Source organism: Ruegeria sp. CL7, assembly GCF_056536445.1.
This window is the reverse complement of record NZ_JBQFPQ010000004.1, coordinates 230,076-252,196: the sequence shown is the minus strand read 5'-3', so window position 1 is coordinate 252,196 and position 22,121 is coordinate 230,076. Positions and strand designations below refer to the sequence as shown.

Sequence of the window (22,121 nt, the reverse complement as noted above, 5' to 3'; positions counted from 1 at the left end):
CCGATATCGTTCTGACGCCAACATTAGGCAATAAAACGGGCACGCGTAAATGAACTAGTTCACATTCGGTCAAGAAATTTTCCAAAAGGGAAAAATTTGCTTATCCTGTCTGGATGATATTTGATTCATGCTGTTGAAATTGCATGCATTGCGTTTAATCCACGTCGAAGGTCAGCAGCAGGGGCAGGTTCCATAGAACGCACAATTTTCCGCTTTATCTGGAAATACTCCAAGCGCGAACAGCTGGTCCTGCTGGCCGTGACGGCGACGCTGTTTCCTTTGCTGTATCTCACACTTGAGTTGCCAAAACGAATAATCAATGACGCGATCGGGTCGTCCACCTCTGAGGTGACGATCTGGGGCTATTCCATGTCGCAGACCAATTTTCTGGTTGCTCTGTGCTTTGCCTTTCTGGCGGCCGTGCTGTGCCATGGCCTGATGAAAATGCGCATCAACACCATGAAGGGCGTGCTGAGTGAACGGATGCTGCGGCGCTTTCGCTATCAGTTGATCAGCCGGGCGCTGCGCTTTCCTCAACCCTATTTCGAGCGTGTCAGCCAGGGTGAAATGGTGTCAATGATCACCGCCGAAAGCGAGCCGATGGGCGGCCTGATGGGCGACGCGATCAGCCAGCCGGTTCTTCAGGCCGGCCAAATGATCACCATACTTTCCTTCCTGTTCCTGCAAAGCGTCTGGTTCGGGCTGGCTGCCGTGGCGCTGATACCCTTGCAGGCCTGGTTGATCCCCAAGCTGCAACGCCAGATCAACCTGCTGAACAAAAAACGCATTCAGGAGGTTCGAGTTCTGGCGGCGCAGATTGGCGAGAACGCGGCGGGCGCGTCCACCCTGCGGACCAATGGCGGCTGGCGTTTTCGCCGGTCGATGATCTCGGAGCAATTGGGACGCCTGTTCGGCATCCGTTTCGAGATCTATCAAAAGAAGTTTTTCATGAAATTCCTGAACAACTTCATCTCGCAGCTGACACCGTTCATGTTCTATCTGGTTGGTGGTCTGTTGGTGCTTCAGGGCTCGGTTTCGCTGGGGGCGCTGGTTGCCGCATTGGCTGCGTACAAGGATCTCAGCTCACCTTGGAAGGAACTGCTGAACTATTACAACCAGACCCAGGACATGTCGCTGCGCTGGGATGTGGTCATTGACCGTTTTGCCCCGGCCGGAATGCATGATGAAACCTTGTTCGAAAGTGAACCCTCCGAGTGGCCACACCTGAACGGCGACATCGTGCTGGACCACGTTTCGGTGCGTGACATGGATGGCAATCAGGTGCTTGATGATCTGGACCTCAGTTTTCCTGCCGGAAAGACAATTGGGATCGCCGCCCCCAGCGAGGAAGATCGACGCGCCATCGGCGAATTGCTGACACGGGAAATACGTCCCAGTGCTGGCCAGGTTCGGATCGGAGATCTGAAACTGGCCGAGTTGCATCAGGTGGTTGTCGCCGCGCGTATCGGGTATGTCACATCACGCCCTGTCATGTTCCAGGGTACGCTGGGCGACAACGTGATGATGCCGATGCGGTTCAAACCGCTGACTGACCCGCCGGACGACCCGGATTTTCTCGAAACCTTGAGGGCAGGCAACAGTGCCGATCCGTTTGGGGCGGAATGGCTGGACCCAACTCTGGCCGGCTTTCAGGACGCCGCAGAACTGCGTGCCTGGTGGTTGCAGTTGATTGATGGAATGGGGTTTGGCGCAGCGCTGTTCCAACGGGGCGCCGAACAAAGCTTCGATGCGGCCGAGCATTGTGAACTGGCAAAGAAACTGATCGAGCTGCGCCCGGTCGTGCAGCAGGCGGTTCGGGATGCCGGGCTGGAACAACAGGCGCTTGTCTTTGACCGGAACACCTATAATGCGGCCCTGCCTGTGGCTGAAAATCTGCTTTTCGCAACACCACGTGTTCCTGTGACACAGGCTTTGCTTGCGCAGCAAAAGGTCTTTCTCGGACAGTTGCGTGAACTGGGGCTGGACGAGACATTGATCGCGTTGACCCGCGACGTGATCGACATGCTGCGCCAGATCTTCGGGATGGATGGAACCGACCACCCGTTGTTCCAAAAGCTTGGTCTTGATGCAAAAACCTATGAAATTGCGGTGGATCTGGTGGACCAGACCCGCAAAGAAGGTTCGGACGGGCTGGATGACGAACAGCTTGCCAACATGTTGGCGGTGCCATTTGTGATCTCTGCCGAACAGATCGGACCTGCGTTCACGGATGAACTGAAGGATCGCATCCTCGAACTCCGGCACAGCCATTCCGAGAAACTGATGGAGCGTTTGCAAGACGTCTTCGTTCCATTGGATCCGAACGTCTTTGCGCCCGGATTGACGGTCATGGAAAATGCGCTGTTCGGAAAAGTCAGCCAGATTGGCGGTTCCCGTTCGGACGAAGCCCGCAAGGTGATAGTGGATGTGTTGGCTGAAAACGGCGCGCGCCCATTGGTCACAGAGCTGATCTATGATGTCCAGGTTGCTCTCGGCGGTCAGAATCTTCCGGCGGTGTTTGCCGAACCCTTGGCCTTTACCCGAGCGACGATCAAGAAACCTGACATCCTGATTCTGGAAAACGCGCTGGCCAGCTACGACATGAAAACGCAGGTGGCGGTCTATAAACGGCTCCGTGAACTGCTGCCGGACACCACCGTCGTCTATCTGAATGATCAGTTTGAAAACCCCGGTGCATTCGACATGTATGTTGAAATCCGGCAAGGTCGTGTGGTCTCGGACGGAGGGCCTGTGGCGGTGGAGGAAGACAGTGCAGCATCGGCGGATTTGACGCGGAAACTGCGCGCTCTGGAACAAACCCCCTTGTTTTCGGGTCTGGACCGGCGTCAGCTGCGCCTGCTGGCCTTTGGTGCGCGCTGGTTTGATGCCGCGCCGGGGCAGGTGGTGTTCTTGAAAGATGACCAACCCACCGACGGTGCCTATGTGGTGCTGGAGGGCGAAGCAGGTTTGTATCTGCCGCAAGAACAGGGGCCTGACCAATTGATCACCAAAGTCGGGCCTGGTGCTTTGGTCGGAGAGTTGGGCCTGATCAGAAAAGAACCACGTGCGCTGAGCATGGTGGCGGAAACCCAGCTTTCCTGCTTGCGGATCGGTGAAGAAGAATTCCTTGCCGTTGTGGAAAACGACGCGGCGACCGCATTCAAGCTGTTGCAGGTTATCGCCGGCTATGTGTCCAATTAGCGATCAAGAGTCCGTGTTGCAGAACAAATCATAAAGCAGGCGGATCACTTTTTCCGTGGCACCGTCGCGCAATGAATAATAGACAGTTTTGCCTTCCCGGCGCGTCGAGACCAACTCTTCCTCGCGCAGGCGTGCCAGCATCTGGCTGACGGCAGCCTGCCTCAGCTGAAGCAGCTCTTCAAGTTGGCCGACGGATTTTTCACCACCGCCAAGATGGCACAAGATCATCAGGCGCCCTTCATGTGCCAGTGTTTTAAGAAATGCAGCCGCGCGTGCAGCGTTGTCTTTCATGTCCGGCGGAGCGTCTGTTGGGTGTGCCTGAGGTTCGGTTTCGTTAAGTGCCACTTTCGGACCGTCATATCGCGTTTCGTGATGCCAATATGCATCAAGGCCATTTGTATTGTCACCCCTCGGTTGCCGGGGCGCCCCCTTGAAAAGCGTTGCCTTCAACGTAATCGCATGGGTCCTCCTGCATTTGCAGATGCAACCCGTCGCCGTCATATGGGTGCGCGCGGGCCAGGTCTTCATCGACATCGATCCCAAGGCCCGCAGCATCCGGGGCGGCGACAAAGCCATTCTCGACCCGGATCGAGCCCTTGATCAGTAGATCGTGGAACGGTGTTTCGATGGTTTCCAGAAGCAGCAGGTTGGGAATGGACGCCGCCAGATGAATATTGGCGGCCCATTCCACCGGACCCGCATAGAGGTGCGGTGCCATCTGCGCGTTGAAGACCTCGGCCATGGCGGCGACTTTCTTCATCTCCCATATTCCGCCTGCACGCCCCAGCGCCGGTTGCAGGATTTCGGCGGCTCCGGCGCGCAGGACGGCTCCGAATTCGGCCTTTGCGGTCATCCGTTCTCCGGTGGCAACCGGAATGCGTACATTGCGCGCGACGCGGGCCATGTCTTCGATATTGTCCGGCGGCGTGGGTTCCTCGAACCACAGGGGTTGGTATGGTTCCAACGCCTGCCCCAGCCGAATTGCACCGGCTGTGTTGAACTGGCCATGGGTGCCGAACAGCAGATCGGCCCTGTCCCCCACGGCCTCGCGGATCGCTTTGCAGAAGGCGACGGACATGGAAATGTCGCTCATCGCGGGCATGTGCCCGCCGCGGATGGTATAGGGGCCGGCCGGGTCGAATTTCACGGCGGTGTAGCCGCGGTTCACCATTTCCGCCGCCGTTTCACCGGCCTGTTCGGCAGAGGTCCAGAAATCGTTCAGGTTGTGCTGGGGCAGGGGGTACAGGTAAGTATAGGCCCGGATCCGGTCATTCATCCTGCCGCCCAGCAGCGCATGCACCGGCCTGTCGCGATCTTTGCCCAGAATGTCCCAGCAGGCAATTTCCAACCCCGAGAATGCGCCCATCACCGTCAGGTCCGGCCGCTGCGTAAAGCCGCTGGAATAGGCGCGGCGGAACATGAGTTCAATGTTTTCGGGGTTTTCTCCCAACATATGCCGGTCGAACACGTCCTGAATGACATGACGCATCGCTACAGGGCCCACGGACGAGGCATAACACTCACCCCATCCCGTGATGCCGGTATCGGTCGTCACTTTGACAAGTATCCAGTATCGCCCTCCCCAGCCCGGGGCGGGCGGGGCGGTGACGATGACGTCGAGATCCTGAAGTTTCATCCCAAATCCTTTCGGTGGGTCAGGTCCTGTCGAACAGGATCACATTTCGCTTGGCCGATCCGGTTTTGGTGTCGGCGATGGCCTCGTTGATCTGATCCAGAGACCAGCGGCCCGAGATCAGCTCGTCCAGTTTCAGCCGTCCCTGCTTATACAGGTCCACCATCCAGGGTATGTCGCGCTGAATGACCACGTCGCCCATTTTCGACCCGACGACACCCTGGCCCAGGGCTGCCAATACAACGGGTTCATAGCTGGCCATGTCACCGGAATGTGGCATTCCGATCATGATCGCCTTGCCGCCGCGCCCAAGATAGCGCGGAGCCTGATCATAAGCGGGAATCGCGCCGACGGTGATCAGAACGGCATCGGCACCGCGCCCCCCCAGCGCCCTGTATGCGGCTTTCCAAGGTTGATCCAAGCTGGCCAAAACGCCATGGGTTGCGCCGAACTCTTTGGCGATCTCAAGCTTTTCTTCGGTCATGTCCACGGCCACGATCCGCCGCGCGCCTGCAATCCGCGCGCCTTGAATTGCGTTCAGGCCGACCCCGCCCGCCCCAATGACCACCACGTCCTGACCAGGGCGCACGCCTGCCGCATTAACCGCAGCGCCGACCCCGGTGATCACGCCGCAGGACAGCAGGCTGGCCAGTTCCTTAGGCAGGTCATCCGGGATTTTGACAATCTGGCGGTGGCTTACCAAGACCTTTTCGGCAAAGGCCCCGCATGCCATCGCCTGTTCGAGCGCGCCGCCATCGCCTGTTTTCAATGGACCTTTGACAGTGTCGTAGGGTGTTTCGCAAATTGTCGGTTGCCCGCCTGCACAGGCAGGGCAAGACCCGCAGGCGCGGATCAGGGTCACCACCACAGGGTCGCCGACCTTGAAATCCCCGGCCGCGTCTCCGACTGCGGTGATCACGCCTGCGGCTTCGTGCCCGTAAACCGCCGGCAGGAACCCTCCCCATGCGCCTTCGGCATAGGAAATGTCCGAATGGCAGATGGCCACGGCATCCAGTGTCACCTGGACCTCGCCCGTGCCGGGGGGGGCCAGATAAACGTCTTCGATCACCAGTGGCTCGCCAAATGCCCGGCAGACTGCGGCTTTGATTTTTTGCATGTTGTCCCTCACTCCCGTTGGGTTCACGGTGGCGCGGGAAAAGGCGGCTCGCAAGGCAGAAACCGCCATTTGCGTGTCGTTGTTACGCCACGACAGGCCGGGACCGTCTAAACAGTAGGAACCCTGCCAGCATCAACAAGAGTGCCAGCAGAAACGGGGCGCCAGGCAGGTAGAGCGGGGTGTCAGGTCGAATGAACTGCGCGAATACGCTGGTCATCACCAACGGTGAGATCACCATCGAAAGCGCATGCAACGCAGTCAGGACACCCTGCAATTCACCTTGCTGAGAATCTGGTGTGGCCCGTGACATCATCGCCTGAAGGGCGGGCGTGATGACCGCCCCAATGGCGGTAATCGGAATGAGAAGCAGTGCTATCAGGCCGTTGGTCAGAAAGGCCAGAATGGCGAAGCTTATGATTTCAAAGATCATGCCATAGATGATTGTTGCCCGCTCGCCCAAAAGCCGGATGGCCGGGCGGATCAGACCGCCTTGCACGACGGCCATGCCGATACCATAGATTCCAAGCGACAGGCCGATCATCTGCGCGGACCAACCGAAGCGCTCGGTCGTGAAATAGGACCAGATGGCCGGATAGACGTAGATTGAAACCGAATACAGGAAATAGACCCACAGCATAGGCCGGATGCCGGGCAATGATGCTATGGCGCGAAGCGAGTTCACCGGGTTCGCGCGCCGCAGGTTGAAGGCACGCCTGTTTTCATCGGTCACCGTTTCCGGCATCACGAAATATCCGATGCAGAAGGTCAGCGCCGCCAAACCCGCAGCAGCCCAGAATGGTGCGCGGGTTCCAAATTCGCTTAGCAATCCGCCGATCACCGGACCCAGAACGAACCCCACGCCAAATGCCGCGCCCAGAAGGCCGAAATTTGCGGCCTTGTCTTTTGGGTCGGACACATCGGCCATGAAAGCCGCCGCCGTCGAATGGGTGGCCGCCGTTATGCCGCCGACGATACGTCCGACCAGCAAAAGCCAGATGCTGCCCGCCAAGGCCATGACGACGTAGTCCAGCGCCATGACGAACAAGGACACCAGCAATACCGTTCTGCGCCCGTAAGCATCGGAAAGGTTTCCCAGAATGGGGCCGAAGATGAATTGCATCGCGGCAAAGGCTGTGCTCAGCACACCGCCCCAGATCGCGGCATTGGCCAAGGTGCCGCCCTGAACCTCGACGATCAGTTGCGGCATGATCGGCATCACAAGACCAATGCCCATAGCATCGATCATGACGATGCAGAGGATAAAGAAAAACGGCAGACGCATGGGACCTGAACACATGAGTTGTGAGCGGCACCCTAGTCATGCCCGACGAATGAGGGAAGAGACAGTTCCGCGGGACACCCCATGTCGTTGCGGCAGGTTGTTAGAGTTTGCCCGCCAGTTCGGACAGAAGCTCAGCCAATTCCTGCGGATGTGAAAAAAACGGCGAATGCGAGCTGTCGATTGTACGTCGAAGGTTTTCGGGGACGCAGGCGCTCATGTCTGCCTGGTACTCGGTCGGTATCGTGTGGTCGTCGGTTGTTCGGATATAGGCCTTGGGGACCTTGGAAAAGCGTGGGCCGACAGGCAGCGGTGTTTCTTGTGGCAGGATGGCTTGCGGACACAGGCGCGCGTATGCGTATGGCAGGACGTCGTCCGGGCAATCGTGATAAAACAGCTGTGGGATCGCATCCACGGACACGGTATAGGAAAGCCCGTCCGCAGATTTTTCCACTGCGTGCGCAATGGTTTGCCGTGGCCCGCGCCTGCGCATTTCCGCCATCGAAAGACCATCCCGAGGGACATAGGCACACAGGTAAATCAAGGCGCGCATCGCATCCGGGCGGGCCTCGGCCGCTGCGCTGATCGGAAAGCCGGCCCAGGAATGGCCGACGACGATCGTATCGGGTGTACAGGCGTTCAAAATGGCATCGCGGCAACCGTCCAGCGTGACGTCGGCCACCGGCGTGGGGTCTGCACCATGGCTGGGCATGTCGATGGCGCGGGCGGTATGGCCCAGGGCTTCCAAAGCGGGGATCAGGTCGCGCCAGCACCAGGCGCCGTGACACGAGCCATGGACCAACAGGAAGGACGCCATTGTCATTCTCCTTCAGACATGTCCGATCTCGGTCAGAAATCCGGTCAGGATTTCTGCGTATTCCGCGGGATTCTCAACGCAAGGCAAATGTCCAACGCGGCGGATCAGCCGAAATCGGGATCCGGGAACAAGATCAATCGTTTCCCGCACCAGATCGGGTGGGGTCGATCCGTCTTCGCTGCCCGCAATTCCAAGCGTGGGCAGGCGCAGGCCGCTTGTGGGGGTATAAAAGTCGGTACCGGCAATGGCGGCACAGCAGCCCAGATACCCTTCGACTGGTTGGCTGACCATCATATCGCGCCAGGGCAGGTAATTTTGGGCGTGGCGGAATTCGCGCGAGAACCAACGCTCCATCGTGGCATTGGCCAAAGCCTCGATCCCGCCCTTTCGCACCGCCTGAATGCGCTCTTGCCAGATCAAAGGCGTGGCGATCTTGGCAGCGGTGTTCGATAGCACCAGCGCACGAATCTGGTCCATGCGTTTGATCGCCAGCCCCTGCGCGATCATCCCGCCAATCGAGAGGCCGACAAAGACGCAATCGCGAACCTGAAGGTGATCCAGCAGCGCCTCGGCATCCCGCACCAAAGCGCCCATCGAATAGGGTGCAGGGGGCACCGAGGATTGCCCGTGCCCACGTTTGTCATACCGGATGATGCGCAGCCCGTCGGGCATGTATGGCAGCACTGCGTCCCAAAGATGCAGGTCGGTTCCCAGGGAATTGGCAAACACAATGGGTGCACCGTCCGTGGGGCCGTCGATGCGATAGTTCAGTTTCACGTCGCCCAGATCAGCGATCATCATGACAAAGGTCCTTGTCGTCATGCCGTCCTGACGTAATTTGCACGGCTTTCGCACCGATGTCAGGTCAGGAATTCCAACGCCTTAGCAAATATTCCCGGATCGACATTCCCGCCCGATGTGACGACGATCACGTCGTCGCCTTCGATCTCGTCGCCCCGGAAAAGGGCCGCGGCCAGTGCTACGGCGCCGCCGGGTTCCAACACGATTTTAAGGCGCAGAAAGGCATATGCCATGGCCTGCAATGCCTCGTCTTCGGTGACAGAGAGTCCGGGGCCGCAAAGACGGTGAAGGATCGGAAAGGTGATGTCGCCGGGCTGCGGTGTCAGGATCGCATCGCATATGTTACCCGACGCCGCATTGTTGTTTTGAATGCGACCTGACGCCAAGGATCGTTTGACGTCGTCGAACCCTTCCGGCTCACAGGGGCGCGCCCGCAAATTCGGCGCGTGTTTCTCCAGCGCCAGCGCAATGCCCGAGGTCAAACCTCCGCCGCCGCAACAGACCAGAACATCCGACTGCGAAACCCCAATTTCCGCGGCCTGCCTGGCGATTTCCAGCCCGGTTGTGCCTTGTCCCGCGATGACCTGCGGTTCGTCATAGGGGCGGATCAGGGTCAGACCACGTTCAGCAGCGATGGCTTCGCCTATTTCCTCCCGTTTTTCATTCGCGCGATCGTACAAAACGACTTCGCCGCCCAGCGCGCGGGTGTTGTCGATCTTGAGCTGCGGCGCGTCCGATGGCATGACAATGACCGAGGCAATCCCATGTTTCGAAGCGGCCATCGCAACGCCTTGCGCATGGTTGCCCGATGAATATGCGATCACACCACGCTGGCGTATGCCTTCATCCAGCGCCGAAATGGCCGACCACGCGCCGCGAAACTTGAAACTGCCGGTATGTTGCAAGCATTCCGGTTTGACCCAAATGCGGCGGCCCGCAAGCGTGTCGAGAAAGGGCGACGACAGGATCGGCGTTTCGCGAACGTGTCCTTTCAGCCGTTCTGCGGCGGCTTCGATCATCTCAAATGTGCTCATGCGGCGTTCTTCAATACCTTCTGTATCAGGTCCAGTGATTGGACTTCGTTCAGGAACGGAACATGCCCGCGATCCGGTACCTCGACCGAGATCAGCTCCGGGTGTCGATGCCGCATCTCGGCCAGAGTGTCCGCGCCCAGAACATCGGAATTCGCGCCCCGGATCACACCGGTGGGAATGCCACGCAAGGCTTCGAAGAACACCCAAAGATCAGGGGCTGCCGCGCTTGCAGCTTGTTCAAGAAGCGCCTTGCGCAGGGCTGGATCATATCGCAGCTTCAGCCCGTCTTTGCGCATTTCATACTGAAATTCTGCCTGCTTGCGCCAGGTCTCCAGTGGAACACCGGGAAATAGTGGCTCCATTACGTGTTTCAATGCGGCGGCGGCTTCATCATAGGTTTTGGCGGTGGGCTGCGCCCCCACGTAGGCCATGATCTTGGCGATGCCCGACGGCTCGATAACCGGACCCACGTCATTCAGAATTACGGCGGCCAGACGTTCGGGGTGGCTTGCGGCCAGCGCCATGGCGATCAGCCCGCCGCGCGATGTTCCCAGAATGACTGCTTTCTCGATCCCCAGATGATCGAGCAGCTCAATCGCGTCATGGGATTCGCGGAAGATATTGTAATTCATAAAGTCGGGGTCGTATTCCGAACGCCCGCGCCCCCTGTAATCCATGGCGATCATGCGCAGGCCCGAGGCATGTGGCGCAAAAAACGAAAAGTCGCGGCTGTTTCGAGTCAGACCGGCCAGGCACAAAAGCGGCGTGCCGGTGCCGGACTCTTTGAAATAGATGCGCCTGCCGTCCGTTGTCATGAATTCTGACATCAGAAACCGGCCAGCTTGGGAATCGAGGTCAGATCGGACAGCACATGCGCAGGTGTCCAGGGGAGGCGATCCATGGGTTCACCAATCCGATTGACCCATGCGGTCACAAAACCGTACCCGCTGGCCCCGGCAGCATCCCAGCCGTTCGAACTGACGAACAAGACGTCATCGCGTGCGCAGCCAAACCTGTCTTGCACCAGATCATAGACACGGGCGTGGGGTTTGAAGACGCCGACGCTTTCGACCGACAGCACATCATCCAATACATCGCCGATTCCGGCGGACTTCACGGCTCCGTCCAGCATCGGGGGCGACCCGTTGGACAGGATCGCCGTTTGCAGCCCACCATCCTTGAGGGCTTTCAGCATGGCCGGAACTTCGGGATAGGCCTGCAATTCCCAATAGAGATCAAGCAGACGTTGGCGCAGCCCCGGGTTGCCTTGCAGGCCTGCGGCCTCCAGAGCCCAATCCAGCCCGTCCTGGGTAACGTCCCAGAAATCCGCATGCGCATCCGCCACGGCGCGCAGCCATGTGTATTGCAGTTGTTTCAGACGCCAATGCCCCGCAACGGTGGTCCATTTGTCTTTCAGGGCTTCGAAACCCGGCTCGTCTGCCGCCTGTCGGGCAGCCGCGGCAACATCGAACAATGTTCCGTAGGCATCGAACACACAGGTCGTGATCGGCATATGGTCCTCCTTAGATTGCGCGCAGGTTGGCACATCGGCGCAGGGGGTGAAAGAGCCGAGGGTTTACAACATTGTGTCAACCTATAGGGTTGGCCGCTTAACCCCTTGGAACGGCCGGAGGCCACGATGACCGAAATCAAACAAGGCGACACGGTTCGCATCCACTACACCGGGACGTTGCTGGACGGCAAAGTCTTTGACAGCTCGGACGGGCGGGATCCGTTGGAATTCGTGGTCGGGTCGGGCCAGATCATCCCGGGGCTGGACCGTGCCATGCCGGGCCTGTCCACCGGGGACAAGACGCGGGTGGAAATTGCCTGTACAGACGCCTACGGCCCGATCAACCCTGCGATGCGTCAGGAAATTCCCCGTGAAGGCATTCCAGACGACATCCCCCTGGATCCCGGGACACAGTTGCAGATGCAAACGCCAGAAGGTCAGGCCGTGCCTGTAACGGTTGTGGATTCAAACGAAGCCACCGTTACTCTGGATGCAAATCACCCGCTGGCAGGGCAGGATCTGGTTTTCGAGATCGAAGTCGTTTCAGTCAACTGAGACATGGTTCGGGCCGGATGTCCGGCCCCGATCTCACCCTATCAGAGCGTGAATCGCGGCCCTTACCTGTGGCTGCGTAAAGAAGACGAACACCAGCAACAGTGAAGTCAACGTAAGCAATAGCACCCTGGCCCGTTGGCTGAGAAAGCCGGGCTTTCGCCGGCTTTGCGTCGCGCGTGCATTGTTTGCAATGATTTGGTCAAGTTTGCTCATATCGATTACCTGCCGCCTAATGATGGTGAAATCTGGGCAGCGGCAGGGAAAGATATGGTCACATGGATTCGGGCTGAGGCATGCCCAGAACGTGGAAGCCACCGTCAACGCGGATGATCTCACCCGACGTGCAGGCACCTGCATCTGACGTCAGGTACACAGCCGTTCCGCCGACAGCTTCAAGTGTGGCGTTAGAGCGCATCGGTGCATTCTGATCGCAGAATTTGTAGGTCTTGCGGGCACCGCCGATCGCTGCACCGGCGAGGGTTCTCATCGGCCCTGGGGAAATCGCGTTCACGCGGATGCCATCGGGGCCAAGATCGTTGGCCAAATAGCGCGTTGCCGATTCCAGCGCAGCCTTTGCGACACCCATCACGTTGTAGTTGGGCACAACCCGGTTGGAGCCCTGATACGTCAGGGTCAGCAGGGAACCGCCATTGTCTTTCATCAACGGATAGGCGCGACGCGCGACCTCGATGAAGGAATAGGCCGAGACATCCATCGAATGCTTGAAATTCGCACGTGTGGTATTCAGGAACCGACCTGTCAGCTCGGACTTGTCCGAATAGGCGATAGCATGCACCAGGAAATCTATGGTGGGCCAACGTTTGGCCAGCTCGCCAAAAGCGCGATCCAGCGACTCGTCGTCGGTGACATCCGCATCGACCATGAAATCGCTGCCCAGGCTCTGAGCCAGCGGCTCCAGCCGCTTTCCGAATGCCTCGCCCTGATAGGTGAATGCCAGTTCGGCGCCAGCCTCGTGCATGGCCTTGGCAATGCCCCACGCAATCGAGCGGTCATTGGCCACGCCCATGATCAGGCCGCGTTTACCTTTGAGAAGATCCGACATTACTTTCACCCGTTATACTTTATACTTTGAAAGAACCATGGACCCGTTCGTGCCGCCAAAGCCGAAGCTGTTGGTCATGACACTGTCCAGTCCTGCGTTTTCAACCACTTGAGTTGCAATTTCACCGGGCTGAATGCCTTCGGCAAGCGTGTCGACATTGATCGATGGAGTAATGAAATCATTTTCCAGCATCAGCAGGCAGAAAATCGTCTCAAGCGCGCCCGCCGCGCCCTGAGCGTGGCCTGTCATCGACTTCGTCGAGGAGATGGGGGGTACATTGCCTTCGCCAAAGATGCGGCGCACCGCCTCTACCTCACCCACGTCGCCGACGGGGGTCGAGGTGCCGTGAGCATTGATATAGCCGACCTTGCGCCCCTCGGGCAGGGTACTCAGAGCAAGTCGCATCGCGCGCTCGCCGCCCTCACCTGAAGGAGCAACCATGTCGTGACCATCTGAAGTTGCGGCATAACCTGTAACTTCAGCATAAATTTTGGCGCCGCGGGCCAGAGCGTGGTCCAGCTCTTCCAGAACAACGATTCCACCGCCGCCCGAAATCACGAAACCATCACGGTTTTCGTCGAACGCGCGCGAGGCTTTATCGGGTGTGTCATTATATTTCGACGACATCGCGCCCATTGCGTCGAACAGGCAGGAAAGCGTCCAGTCCAGTTCTTCACCGCCGCCGGCGAACATCACGTCCTGCTTGCCCAGCATGATCTGTTCGGCCGCGTTGCCGATGCAATGCAGCGAGGTCGAGCAGGCCGAGGTGATCGAATAGTTGATGCCTTTGATCTTGAACGCGGTCGCTAGGTTGGCCGAGATCGTCGAGCACATGCATTTTGGCACGGCAAATGGCCCGATCCGCTTGGTCGCGCCCGTCTTCAGAACGGTTTGATGCGCCGTCAGCATCGCGCTGGTCGAAGGTCCGCCAGACCCCGCAACCAGCCCGGTGCGTGGATTGACGATCTGGTCTTCGGTCAGACCAGAATCGGCAATCGCCTGGCTCATGGCGATATGTGCATAGGCGGCCCCTGGACCCATAAAGCGCAATGTGCGCTTGTCCACATGCTGGGCCACGTCGATCTTGAGCGTACCCGCGATCTGGCTGCGAAAACCATGTTCTGCCATCTGCTCGCTGGCCACGATCCCGGATTTACCTGCTTTGAGCGAGGTCAGAACCTCTTCGGCATTGTTCCCGATCGAGGACACAACCCCCAGACCGGTGACGACTACTCGACGCATGTGCGCACTCCTTGTTTCAGACCGTTCAGGCTCAGGCCTCGGATAGAACGACCTTCATGTCCTTGACATCATAAATCATCTCGCCATCGGCTTCGACAATGCCATCCGCCACACCCATTGTCAGGCGGCGCGTTTGAATCGCTTTTTTGAAATCGATTTTATACGTCAGCATCTTGCGGTCCGGGCGAACCATGCCGGTCAGCTTTACTTCGCCGACGCCGACGGCCATGCCGCGCCCCTGCCATCCACGCCAGCCAAGGTTGAAACCGGTCAGTTGCCAAAGCCCGTCCAGCCCCAGACAGCCCGGCATGATCGGGTTGCCCGGAAAGTGGCACTCAAAGAACCAAAGGTCGGGTGTGATGTCGAATTCGGCCAGCACATGGCCCTTGCCGTGCAGACCACCATCGGCAGAGATGTCGGTGATCCGGTCCATCATCAGCATCGGTGGGGCGGGCAATTGTGCGTTGCCGGGGCCAAATAACTCACCACGAGCGCATTTCAGCAGATCATCTTTGTCAAAACTGCTAGGGAACTGGGCCATTCTGCCACCTTTCCTGCCGGGGGTCTGTCTTTACATCTGGCTTCGTCTAACACCCGTTTGCAAGGTCCTGCAAGAGCGGCGCGCCACATCATGTTGTGTTGGTTCTTATCTTGCGAATGAATTTCATTTGTAATTGCCGGTGATGCGCCCCTATATATAAAGGCAGGAATAATGGGTATCGGATCGATGACACCTCAGAGCCGCGAAATCGCAACAGGTTGGCTGGTGAATGCGGGCTTGCGACCGACGCGTCAGCGCGTGGCGCTGGCCGAACTTCTGGTGGGCGACGGCCGCCATCGCCATGTCACCGCAGAAAGCCTTTTTGAATCGGCAAAGGCGAATGGGGATGCGGTGTCTCTGGCAACGGTCTACAACACCCTGCGTGCTTTTTGCGATGCGGGTGTGCTGCAAGAAATCACAGTGGACGGATCGAAAAGCTATTTCGACACGAACACGCATGATCATCCCCACTTTTATTGGGAAGACGACGCAAGGCTAAGCGATGCGCCGTCGGATCAGCTGGTCATTCAGCGCCTTCCCGAGGCGCCGGAAGGTGTCGAAATCGCCTCTGTCGATGTCGTCATTCGCTTGCGCAGGAAGTAACAGACCTTAAACGCCTGTCAGCCCGGCCACCAAAACACGTTCGGCCTTTTCTGTGACCGTGTCAGAGGGTCCTGTGCCGTGCCGTGCCAGAACGACGGATTCTGCTGTCTCCGGATTGGCAATCGGTACGCTGACCAGATGCTTGTTGTCATAGCTGAAGCTGCTGGGTGGGCTGGCATAGCTGATCCCGATTCCCTCACCATGGGCGGCAAGGCTGCGTTGAATCTCAAGGGAAGCGGCCCGGTGCGCGACGGTAGGGCGCAGCCCGTTTTGCCGGAACAGGCCAAGAATGTGTTGGGCGGATAATCCTTCCGAAGACAGAATCAACGGATGACCTTCCAGCGCTGCAAGAGTGACTTCTGTGGTTGTCGCCAATGGATGATCCGGGGACATCAACGCCTTCGGTCTGCTGTCGAACAGTTTTGCACGGGCGAACCCCGCATCCATGGTCAGGTCGTATGTGATTGCGATGTCAATCTGGCCATCCATCAATCCATTCAGCAGCCCTTCGAAGGACCCGGCCACATAGGTAAGGTTGAGATCGGTGAACGTGTTGCGGAGAAGTTGCAGGGCCGGGGCCAAAAGGAAGGGGGCCAGGTCCGTAAAGCAGCCCAATCTCAGCCTGGAGGTGCCCGGCGCGGAGGTATCGGACGTTTCGATTCGCGCAGCATTTTTCAGCAAGACCTCGGCGTTCTCTATGAACGTACGTCCCTGAGGTGTCAGTGCCATGGCTGCACCCCGGCGGCGAACGAACAGCGGATACCCCAAATGGGCTTCAACACGCGTCAGCGCATTGGACAAGGCCGGTTGCGAAACATTGAGATGCTGGGCTGCCGCCGACAAACTGCCGTGACGCCCGACTGCACAGACATATTCATATTGGCGCAGCGAAATATATAACATGAGATTAATAATAACTTCGAAAGATATGATTTGAACAGAATACATTTTTCCGGTCAAAAGCAAAAAAACTTCAGGAGCTGCCGATGCCACACCCTCTTGTTACTCAGCAGATGATCGATACTTATCAGGCCGACGGCGTCGTACTGGTCAAAGGGCTGTTTGCGGATCACGTGGATCAACTGCGCGATGGTGTGGCCGCGAATATGGCCGATCCCGGTCCCTATGCCTCGGAAAACAAGAAGGCGGGTGAAACAGGTCGTTTCTTTGATGATTACTGCAATTGGACCCGGATTCCGCAGTTCCGCGACGTGATCGAGACGTCTCCCGCAGCTGAGGTTGCTGCGGATCTGATGCAATCGAAACGCGTTCAGATGTTTCACGATCACGTGCTGGTCAAGGAGCCCGGTACGTCGATGGCGACACCGTGGCATCAGGACGGCCCATATTATTTCGTCGAGGGTCAGCAGACGATAAGCTTCTGGTCTCCGCTTGATCCGGTCAGACAGGCGACGCTGCGGTGTGTTGCCGGGTCGCACCGATGGGATAAAGAAGTTCTGCCGACCCGATGGGTTTCCGAGGACGGTTTTTTCCCGGATGAAGGTCAGTACATCCCCGTGCCGGATCCGGATGCCGAAGGTATGAAGGTCATCGAATTCGAGATGGAGCCCGGCGACGCCGTCGCTTTCAACTATCACACGCTGCACGGTGCGCGCGGAAACCAGTCGGACAGCCGTCGCCGCGCCTTTTCACTGCGGCTGGTGGGCGACGATGCCCGGTATGTAGAGCGCCCCGGCCGAACCTCGCCCCCGTTTCCCGGTCATGACATGACGCCGGGACAGCGCCTGCGCGAGGATTGGTTTCCGATCTTGTTGCAGCGCCAGGCCGGCTCAGAACCACTGACCTGATTCGATCAGCCCGAGATCCAGCAGCTGGCGGGACTGCCATTCAAACGGCACCGAGTTGCGCCAACGAAAGCTTCGGATGTCAAAGGTTGACCCTGCATTGGATTTCAGCGCCTTCGCGGCACGGAAAGAACAAATGGCGGCCGTCAGGTTGTGATGCCAGGGACAGGAATAGGTATTGTATTCCGGTTCGTTGAAAGTGTGATCGGGTCTCAGCACCAGGTTTTTTTGTGCTTTGAACAATGCGATGCGGTCGATCCTGCGACGTTCGTAGGGAATGTGGTCCTCGAACCGCCACCGCAACCCGCCCGAAAGATCCACCTGACGGTCCAGCGGTTGGCCGCTTGGGTCGTGGCGGGTATGGGCATAATAGCCAACACTGTCGAACATGGCCTGATCGGGGGCCACGCCATTGGGATGTGCGGTCAGATCCTCGGCGTACAGGTCAATGACGTAGCTGAGCATCGCATTGCGACGCTCTTCACCATGAAAGACAAGCATCTCGCCCACGCTGCGCGTTTCGCAGTAGGGAAAGAACAGGTATTCGGCGTTGTAGCAATAATACATCCAGATGCCGGGTGCGGCCTGAATGATCCTGTTTATGGTTTCGAACACGACCAGCCGGGGAACACATTTCAAATTGACCCGATGCACCTTGGCGGACAGGTCCTCTGTCAGATGAAACTCGTCCGGTGCAAAGACGATGACGGATTTGAAACCCAGCCTCAGATGATGGTGCAGCGTGCTGGCCAACTCGACGTCGTCCTCGGCAAAAATCAATGCTACGGGGCCTTTGGCCAGTGCGGCCTGTCCCGATTTCAGGAAATGGTCGAGGGAATCGTACGTCATCGGGTGCTTTTTGGTCCGGCCTTGCTGGAAAGTCCTGCCAAATTCGGGTAATTGCGCCCGCATTGCAAGCGGCGTTCGAAGCGTATAGATGACGCCGATCCAGCGAATGCAAAGGCCCGTCCCATGTCTGAACCGAAGAAGCTGTTTATCAAGACTTATGGCTGTCAGATGAACGTCTATGACAGTGAACGCATGTCCGAGGCGCTGGGCGGGCAGGGCTATGTCGAAACCAAAACGCCTGACGATGCCGACATGATTCTGCTGAACACTTGTCACATCCGCGAAAAAGCGGCTGAGAAAGTGTATTCGGAACTCGGTCGCTTCAAGGGTCTGAAAGCCGAAAAGCCTGACCTGAAAATCGGTGTGGCAGGCTGTGTTGCGCAGGCCGAAGGTGAAGAAATCATGCGCCGCCAACCGCTGGTCGATCTGGTCGTCGGTCCGCAAAGCTATCACCGTCTGCCCGAGATGGAGGCCAAGACCCGTGCGGGCGAAAAGGCACTGGACACCGATTTCCCCGAGGAAGACAAGTTTGAAAAACTGAAAAACCGTCCCAAGGCCAAACGCGGCCCGACGGCGTTTCTGACCGTTCAGGAAGGGTGCGACAAGTTCTGCGCCTTCTGCGTGGTGCCTTATACGCGTGGGGCCGAAGTCAGCCGCCCCGCTGATCGCATCATCCGCGAAGCCCATGATCTGGTTGAACGCGGCGTGCGCGAGATCACGCTGTTGGGTCAGAACGTGAACGCCTATCACGGGGCCGGCCCCGACGGAGACATGACCCTGGCCGGGCTGATCTGGGAACTGAACAAGGTTGACGGGCTGGAACGTATTCGTTTCACCACGTCGCACCCCAATGACATGGCCGACGACCTGATCGAGGCACATGGCAGCTGTGAGAAACTGATGCCGTATCTGCACCTGCCGGTTCAGTCGGGCTCGGACCGTATCCTCAAGCGAATGAATCGCAGCCACACGGCAGAAAGCTATCTGCGCCTGATCGAACGCATTCGTGCGGCGCGCCCGGATATTGTGATGTCGGGGGACTTCATCGTCGGCTTCCCAGAAGAAACCGAAGAGGATTTTCAGGCAACGATGGATTTGGTTGAAGAGGTCAAATACGGCTACGCCTATTCCTTCAAGTATTCCACACGCCCGGGAACACCAGCGGCCGAGCGGGCTCAGGTTGATCCGGCTGCGGCGGATGATCGATTGCAGCGCCTTCAGGCCCTCATCACACGGCACCAAGGGGAAATTCAGGACGGTATGGTCGGTCGTACAGTCCGCGTTTTGTTTGAAAAACCGGGCCGCCTGCCGGGCCAGATGGTCGGAAAATCCGAGTATCTGCATTCGGTGCATGTGAAAGGGCCCGAGATTGCCGTTGGTGATCTGAAAGAGGTCCGGATCACCGACTCGGGCGCCAACTCTTTGGCGGGTGAGCTGCTCTGAGTCGGTAAGATTCCGCCGTTCAGACACCATAGTTGGTGTTTGTTTCCAAAATTTACCCTTGATTTATTGCTTGGAACTATGCTCCGAGAGGAGCCATGTTTTTCAGGCGCCGTTATTGCGTCAAAAAACGATTATACGCCGATCTGAAGATCGGAGTGATGGAGGTACGAGTGCCAATCTTGAACAGCTTCAGGACCCTGAGCCTAGTGAAAACCTTGCCTTTGGCCTCGGTTGTTACTTTTTTTGCCAGCGCGACGATTGCCGGAGACCTGAAGGGCACGACAACCGATCCTGTCGTTATCAGCCCCAAGAAGTTCAGCAGTGACGTCAGTGCATTTTACCTGGGGATTGCTGGAGGCTACGCCTCAGGCTGGGACGATCGATTTGGTCTGAGAACGCCCGCCGGGCTGTTTGATATTGGCGACCTGAACGTATCCGGCGCATACGGCGGCTTTCGTGGTGGTTGGCGTGGTGTTCTGCCTTCAAGGTGGGGGCGTGATTTCGTCTATGGTTTTGAAGTCAGTTATGATTTCGGATCCTTGGACGACAGTGTCAGGGCCCAGATCGGCGGTTCGAACGTTGAGGGTGGGGCAGAGATATCTGACGTTTTGTCCCTCAAATATCGAAGCGGCCTGACAAGCCGAAATGGTCGGGTTCTGTACTTTTTCAGCGTCGGTTACCTGTGGGGCGATGTTGAAACAACCAACAACATCACATCCGGAGCTACAGTACAGAGCTTTTCGGCATCGGATCGGCGGGGCGGATATACCGCAAGCATCGGTGCCGAACACAAGCTGACCGACAATTGGTCGGTCACCGGCGAATACGAATACGTCCAGTTCAAATCCGAAGACGTTCAATTCGGTTCGGGCTTTTCCACGAAGTCCACACCGAAATACGGCGGCTTGAGATTCGGGCTGAACTATACGTTCTGATGCGCGTCTGACAGGCTTTTTTCTTTTGTATGATCGGCGCTTTTGTCATCCGCGGGCTTATTTTTGAAACTGTGGCTTGCGCCCACCGAGATTTGTTGTCTACGCTCGGGGTGAACCGCCAAGACAGGAGAACGGATTGGCCATCGGTGCCCTGACCCCACCGCAAGACGAAATGCCCCAACGCGAGGCGTTTTTAGAGTTTCCCGACAACCGATTGTTGATTGACCTGTGCGGCGAATACGACCGCAATCTGACCGACATCGAAAGCAAGCTTTCCGTCCAGATCGTACGCCGCGGCAACCAGCTTGTCGTGATGGGCGATGAAGACGCCCAGAAGCAGGCTATTGAGGTGCTTCAATCGCTTTACACGCGATTGGAAGGCGGGCGCGAAGTCGAGGCCGCGGACGTGGACCGAGAACTGCGGATGGGTGGTTCGGAACAGGGGACCGGCAGCCGCGACGGCGATCAGTTGGAAATGTTCAAGGGCGGTTCAGTCGAGATCAAAACCCGCAAGAAACTGGTGGAACCGCGCACGGACGCCCAGAAAGCTTATGTGCAGTCACTGTTTCAAAATGAGCTTGCATTTGGCATTGGGCCTGCTGGCACGGGGAAAACCTATCTGGCTGTTGCCGTGGGCGTGTCGATGTTCATTGGCGGGCATGTTGATCGAATCATCCTCAGCCGCCCGGCGGTCGAAGCGGGTGAAAAACTGGGCTATCTGCCCGGTGACATGAAAGACAAGGTCGATCCCTACATGCAGCCGCTGTACGACGCGCTGAATGATTTTCTGCCCGGCAAGCAACTGGCCAAGTTGATTGAGGAAAAGCGAATCGAAATAGCGCCGCTGGCGTTCATGCGTGGACGCACGTTGGCCAATGCTTTTGTGGTGCTGGACGAAGCACAAAACGCCACGACCATGCAGATGAAGATGTTCCTGACTCGTCTGGGCGAAGGCAGCCGCATGGTAATCACCGGCGACAGGTCTCAGGTGGATTTGCCACGCGGCGTTCAGTCGGGTTTGCAGGATGCGGAAAGACTGTTGAAAACGATCCCCAACATCAGTTTCAACTATTTCACGTCCAAGGACGTGGTTCGCCACCCGCTTGTGGCCGCGATCATCGAGGCGTATGAGGCGGATGCGGGCCGGGAATCCACTTGATTGCAAGGCTCATTCACAGGGCTTTTGTGCGATAAGATGAATCTGGAACTCACTGTCGAAGACGACCGGTGGCAAGGGCTTGAAGCTTTGTCGCGGCAAGCGATATCCGCTGTCCTGTCCTATGCGGAACTGGACCCTGAACTTTGCGAGATCAGCGTTCTGGGATGCGATGACGCACGCATTTCGGAACTGAACGCCGAGTTTCGCGGCAAACCAGCCGCCACCAATGTTCTGAGCTGGCCGGCAGAAGATTTGGCCCCGGAGGAAGCCGGGCAAGCGCCCCATCCGCCAAAGCCGGATATCACCGGTGAAATTCCTTTGGGCGATATTGCGATCTCCTTCGACACCTGCGCGCGTGAAGCGGATGAGGCAGGCAAGGACATTGACGATCACGTCATCCATTTGCTTGTTCACGGAACGTTGCATTTGCTGGGATATGATCACATTCGTGACCCCGACGCCGCTTTGATGGAAGGGATTGAGGTCGAGATACTTGGCAAGTTGGGTATAGATGACCCATATAAGGTATAA

At 57.8% G+C, this 22,121-nt stretch carries 22 protein-coding genes; 8 read left to right on the top strand and 14 right to left on the bottom strand.

What is annotated here, in order from left to right:
* The first annotated feature begins 204 nt into the window (after positions 1-204).
* Positions 205-3,201: a cyclic nucleotide-binding domain-containing protein gene (locus ACR0LI_RS13150; protein ID WP_480718662.1), complete on the top strand. Its 2,997-nt coding sequence runs from the start codon at positions 205-207 to the stop codon at positions 3,199-3,201.
* Between the two features lie 3 nt (positions 3,202-3,204).
* Here ACR0LI_RS13150 and ACR0LI_RS13145 read toward each other — a convergent pair whose 3' ends face one another.
* The 9 genes from ACR0LI_RS13145 to ACR0LI_RS13105 all read right to left on the bottom strand — a co-directional run bounded on the left by ACR0LI_RS13145 (position 3,205) and on the right by ACR0LI_RS13105 (position 11,395).
* Positions 3,205-3,492, bottom strand: coding sequence for an ArsR/SmtB family transcription factor (locus ACR0LI_RS13145; RefSeq protein WP_171636950.1), 288 nt, complete (start codon positions 3,490-3,492; stop codon positions 3,205-3,207).
* A 112-nt stretch (positions 3,493-3,604) separates the two neighbouring features.
* Positions 3,605-4,837: a mandelate racemase/muconate lactonizing enzyme family protein gene (locus tag ACR0LI_RS13140; protein ID WP_480620714.1), complete on the bottom strand. Its 1,233-nt coding sequence runs from the start codon at positions 4,835-4,837 to the stop codon at positions 3,605-3,607.
* A 19-nt stretch (positions 4,838-4,856) separates the two neighbouring features.
* Positions 4,857-5,951, bottom strand: a complete 1,095-nt coding sequence (locus ACR0LI_RS13135) for a Zn-dependent alcohol dehydrogenase (protein ID WP_480718643.1) — start codon at positions 5,949-5,951, stop codon at positions 4,857-4,859.
* A gap of 82 nt (positions 5,952-6,033) precedes the next feature.
* Positions 6,034-7,233: a TCR/Tet family MFS transporter gene (locus ACR0LI_RS13130; RefSeq protein ID WP_171724489.1), complete on the bottom strand. Its 1,200-nt coding sequence runs from the start codon at positions 7,231-7,233 to the stop codon at positions 6,034-6,036.
* A 100-nt stretch (positions 7,234-7,333) separates the two neighbouring features.
* On the bottom strand, positions 7,334-8,047 hold the full coding sequence (locus ACR0LI_RS13125) for an alpha/beta fold hydrolase (protein WP_171636722.1): 714 nt from the start codon (positions 8,045-8,047) through the stop codon (positions 7,334-7,336).
* 12 nt (positions 8,048-8,059) lie between these two features.
* The gene (gene pcaD, locus ACR0LI_RS13120; protein ID WP_480718642.1) at positions 8,060-8,848 is read right to left on the bottom strand and encodes a 3-oxoadipate enol-lactonase; all 789 of its coding nucleotides are present in this window, start codon (positions 8,846-8,848) and stop codon (positions 8,060-8,062) included.
* Between the two features lie 59 nt (positions 8,849-8,907).
* On the bottom strand, positions 8,908-9,882 hold the full coding sequence (locus ACR0LI_RS13115) for a threonine ammonia-lyase (RefSeq protein ID WP_171636724.1): 975 nt from the start codon (positions 9,880-9,882) through the stop codon (positions 8,908-8,910).
* Positions 9,879-10,709: an alpha/beta fold hydrolase gene (locus ACR0LI_RS13110; protein WP_480718641.1), complete on the bottom strand. Its 831-nt coding sequence runs from the start codon at positions 10,707-10,709 to the stop codon at positions 9,879-9,881. Before ACR0LI_RS13110 ends, ACR0LI_RS13115 begins: the two co-directional genes overlap by 4 nt.
* Positions 10,709-11,395, bottom strand: coding sequence for a haloacid dehalogenase type II (locus ACR0LI_RS13105; RefSeq protein WP_480718640.1), 687 nt, complete (start codon positions 11,393-11,395; stop codon positions 10,709-10,711). Before ACR0LI_RS13105 ends, ACR0LI_RS13110 begins: the two co-directional genes overlap by 1 nt.
* A 126-nt stretch (positions 11,396-11,521) precedes the next feature.
* Here ACR0LI_RS13105 and ACR0LI_RS13100 point away from each other — a divergent pair, with 126 nt between their 5' ends.
* Positions 11,522-11,950 (top strand): FKBP-type peptidyl-prolyl cis-trans isomerase, encoded by a 429-nt coding sequence (locus ACR0LI_RS13100; RefSeq protein ID WP_171330048.1) that lies wholly within the window; start codon positions 11,522-11,524, stop codon positions 11,948-11,950.
* A gap of 271 nt (positions 11,951-12,221) precedes the next feature.
* On the opposite strand, the gene ACR0LI_RS13095 is transcribed toward ACR0LI_RS13100, so the two are convergent.
* Genes ACR0LI_RS13095 through fabA form a run of 3 tightly spaced genes read right to left on the bottom strand, consistent with a single transcriptional unit; the run spans position 12,222 to position 14,796 of the window.
* The gene (locus ACR0LI_RS13095) at positions 12,222-13,013 is read right to left on the bottom strand and encodes an enoyl-ACP reductase FabI (protein WP_480491405.1); all 792 of its coding nucleotides are present in this window, start codon (positions 13,011-13,013) and stop codon (positions 12,222-12,224) included.
* 12 nt (positions 13,014-13,025) lie between these two features.
* The gene (fabB, locus tag ACR0LI_RS13090) at positions 13,026-14,255 is read right to left on the bottom strand and encodes a beta-ketoacyl-ACP synthase I (RefSeq protein WP_480718639.1); all 1,230 of its coding nucleotides are present in this window, start codon (positions 14,253-14,255) and stop codon (positions 13,026-13,028) included.
* A gap of 31 nt (positions 14,256-14,286) precedes the next feature.
* Complete coding sequence (fabA, locus tag ACR0LI_RS13085) at positions 14,287-14,796, bottom strand: bifunctional 3-hydroxydecanoyl-ACP dehydratase/trans-2-decenoyl-ACP isomerase (protein ID WP_152457158.1); 510 nt, start codon at positions 14,794-14,796, stop codon at positions 14,287-14,289.
* A gap of 186 nt (positions 14,797-14,982) precedes the next feature.
* On the opposite strand from fabA, the gene irrA reads away from it, so the two are divergent.
* Entirely contained in the window at positions 14,983-15,399 is a 417-nt protein-coding gene (gene irrA, locus ACR0LI_RS13080) for an iron response transcriptional regulator IrrA (protein WP_117872833.1), read from the top strand.
* Between the two features lie 6 nt (positions 15,400-15,405).
* Here irrA and ACR0LI_RS13075 read toward each other — a convergent pair whose 3' ends face one another.
* On the bottom strand, positions 15,406-16,302 hold the full coding sequence (locus ACR0LI_RS13075; RefSeq protein ID WP_480718638.1) for a LysR family transcriptional regulator: 897 nt from the start codon (positions 16,300-16,302) through the stop codon (positions 15,406-15,408).
* Between the two features lie 83 nt (positions 16,303-16,385).
* Here ACR0LI_RS13075 and ACR0LI_RS13070 point away from each other — a divergent pair, with 83 nt between their 5' ends.
* Entirely contained in the window at positions 16,386-17,207 is an 822-nt protein-coding gene (locus tag ACR0LI_RS13070; RefSeq protein WP_480718637.1) for a phytanoyl-CoA dioxygenase family protein, read from the top strand.
* Here ACR0LI_RS13070 and ACR0LI_RS13065 read toward each other — a convergent pair.
* Entirely contained in the window at positions 17,190-18,053 is an 864-nt protein-coding gene (locus ACR0LI_RS13065) for a hypothetical protein (protein ID WP_171636737.1), read from the bottom strand. The genes ACR0LI_RS13070 and ACR0LI_RS13065 overlap by 18 nt on opposite strands.
* A gap of 123 nt (positions 18,054-18,176) precedes the next feature.
* On the opposite strand from ACR0LI_RS13065, the gene miaB reads away from it, so the two are divergent.
* The 4 genes from miaB (at position 18,177) to ybeY (ending at position 22,121) form a co-directional block, all read left to right on the top strand.
* Positions 18,177-19,496, top strand: coding sequence for a tRNA (N6-isopentenyl adenosine(37)-C2)-methylthiotransferase MiaB (gene miaB, locus ACR0LI_RS13060; RefSeq protein ID WP_209834883.1), 1,320 nt, complete (start codon positions 18,177-18,179; stop codon positions 19,494-19,496).
* A gap of 170 nt (positions 19,497-19,666) precedes the next feature.
* Positions 19,667-20,431, top strand: a complete 765-nt coding sequence (locus ACR0LI_RS13055) for an outer membrane protein (RefSeq protein ID WP_348539536.1) — start codon at positions 19,667-19,669, stop codon at positions 20,429-20,431.
* Positions 20,432-20,567: 136 nt separating this feature from the next.
* Entirely contained in the window at positions 20,568-21,590 is a 1,023-nt protein-coding gene (locus tag ACR0LI_RS13050) for a PhoH family protein (RefSeq protein ID WP_171636743.1), read from the top strand.
* A gap of 36 nt (positions 21,591-21,626) precedes the next feature.
* A complete protein-coding gene (ybeY, locus tag ACR0LI_RS13045; RefSeq protein WP_480620730.1) occupies positions 21,627-22,121 on the top strand; it encodes an rRNA maturation RNase YbeY in 495 nt (164 codons plus the stop codon).

Bases quoted from the DNA above. Each gene is read 5' to 3' on its own strand.
- ACR0LI_RS13125 (WP_171636722.1), bottom strand. From the start codon at position 8,047: ATGGCGTCCTTCCTGTTGGTCCATGGCTCGTGTCACGGCGCCTGGTGC.
- ACR0LI_RS13065 (WP_171636737.1), bottom strand. From the start codon at position 18,053: ATGACGTACGATTCCCTCGACCATTTCCTGAAATCGGGACAGGCCGCA.
- ACR0LI_RS13100 (WP_171330048.1), top strand. From the start codon at position 11,522: ATGACCGAAATCAAACAAGGCGACACGGTTCGCATCCACTACACCGGG.
- ACR0LI_RS13135 (WP_480718643.1), bottom strand. From the start codon at position 5,951: ATGCAAAAAATCAAAGCCGCAGTCTGCCGGGCATTTGGCGAGCCACTG.
- ACR0LI_RS13140 (WP_480620714.1), bottom strand. From the start codon at position 4,837: ATGAAACTTCAGGATCTCGACGTCATCGTCACCGCCCCGCCCGCCCCG.
- ACR0LI_RS13095 (WP_480491405.1), bottom strand. From the start codon at position 13,013: ATGTCGGATCTTCTCAAAGGTAAACGCGGCCTGATCATGGGCGTGGCC.
- ACR0LI_RS13115 (WP_171636724.1), bottom strand. From the start codon at position 9,882: ATGAGCACATTTGAGATGATCGAAGCCGCCGCAGAACGGCTGAAAGGA.
- ACR0LI_RS13075 (WP_480718638.1), bottom strand. From the start codon at position 16,302: ATGTTATATATTTCGCTGCGCCAATATGAATATGTCTGTGCAGTCGGG.
- fabB (WP_480718639.1), bottom strand. From the start codon at position 14,255: ATGCGTCGAGTAGTCGTCACCGGTCTGGGGGTTGTGTCCTCGATCGGG.
- miaB (WP_209834883.1), top strand. From the start codon at position 18,177: ATGTCTGAACCGAAGAAGCTGTTTATCAAGACTTATGGCTGTCAGATG.
- ACR0LI_RS13110 (WP_480718641.1), bottom strand. From the start codon at position 10,709: ATGTCAGAATTCATGACAACGGACGGCAGGCGCATCTATTTCAAAGAG.
- ACR0LI_RS13105 (WP_480718640.1), bottom strand. From the start codon at position 11,395: ATGCCGATCACGACCTGTGTGTTCGATGCCTACGGAACATTGTTCGAT.
- ACR0LI_RS13145 (WP_171636950.1), bottom strand. From the start codon at position 3,492: ATGAAAGACAACGCTGCACGCGCGGCTGCATTTCTTAAAACACTGGCA.
- ybeY (WP_480620730.1), top strand. From the start codon at position 21,627: ATGAATCTGGAACTCACTGTCGAAGACGACCGGTGGCAAGGGCTTGAA.
- fabA (WP_152457158.1), bottom strand. From the start codon at position 14,796: ATGGCCCAGTTCCCTAGCAGTTTTGACAAAGATGATCTGCTGAAATGC.
- pcaD (WP_480718642.1), bottom strand. From the start codon at position 8,848: ATGATGATCGCTGATCTGGGCGACGTGAAACTGAACTATCGCATCGAC.
- ACR0LI_RS13130 (WP_171724489.1), bottom strand. From the start codon at position 7,233: ATGCGTCTGCCGTTTTTCTTTATCCTCTGCATCGTCATGATCGATGCT.
- irrA (WP_117872833.1), top strand. From the start codon at position 14,983: ATGACACCTCAGAGCCGCGAAATCGCAACAGGTTGGCTGGTGAATGCG.
- ACR0LI_RS13070 (WP_480718637.1), top strand. From the start codon at position 16,386: ATGCCACACCCTCTTGTTACTCAGCAGATGATCGATACTTATCAGGCC.